Raw genomic sequence first — 875 nt, 5'->3', positions numbered from 1 at the left:
AGGTCAGGGATATGGAATGTCCCCGGTGTAATGGCCGGGGCGGTTTTTCGGAACAAATAGGCCATGACAAATATAAGTTTACCACTTGCAGCCTGTGTGTCGGCGCTAAAAAAGTAAAGGCTACTGTTACAATTAAATGGGAACCCGACTTCGGTTCCTGACATCCCGAACGGTTATCGGGGCGGTTCGATTCCGCCTCCGGGAACAAATTAATAAAATTTCTATATGAAAAAGAAGCGTTATATCATGCAAGACACTGCTATTACTACTTATACAGCCCCCGTTGTACTGGTAGAAGAATACAACAGGCAAATACAAGAGTTTGGCTTTAAAGACAAGCAGGAGGTCCTGACCTATCTGGCCGTAGGACTTTGCAATGAACGTAATGGCATAAAAAACAGTTGGATTGTACGGGGCATACTGAGTCGTGTTTCAGTTGAACGCCCTCCTGTCCTCCGGATATTTCCCCGGACATATATGGGTATACAGATAAGAGGGGAATATAAGGATAAAATACTTAGTCTTTCAGATTTCGGATATTTGTCCAACCTGATGAATGCCGTAATGGAAGCCTTTCTGGCAGCAGGAAGAACAGAAAAACGCAGGCTGAGGAAAGAGATGCACGCCCGGTTTGTACCGGACGTCCCCGGCTCCGAATGGTTACAAACGTATATTTCAAATACGCAATACGATAAATTATTTGAAATGGCCATACACGGCGGAATGTCCATAACGGGCATGGTACGTTCGGCGATTGGTCTGGTATTGGCTGCGGAATATGTCCTACCGGATGCTTGTCCGGTTCCGTATGAAGTACAGGAAGCCATACAGGGCCGTCTGCGTATAGAGGGGTTTACGACACATCGTTTTTCCCG

The 875-nt window shown here is 46.2% G+C and carries 1 protein-coding gene; it reads left to right on the top strand.

Translation table 11 applies throughout. The annotated features are described in order from the left end of the window. Window positions 1-225: 225 nt before the first annotated feature. Window positions 226-875 (top strand): hypothetical protein (locus DW103_RS17945; RefSeq protein ID WP_147381256.1); only part of this gene is annotated, 650 nt, incomplete at its 3' end.

This window comes from Parabacteroides sp. AM08-6, from assembly GCF_003473295.1.
Lineage (GTDB): Bacteria > Bacteroidota > Bacteroidia > Bacteroidales > Tannerellaceae > Parabacteroides.
Note: the sequence above shows the minus strand (reverse complement) of the source record. Positions and strands in the feature narration are given on the sequence as shown.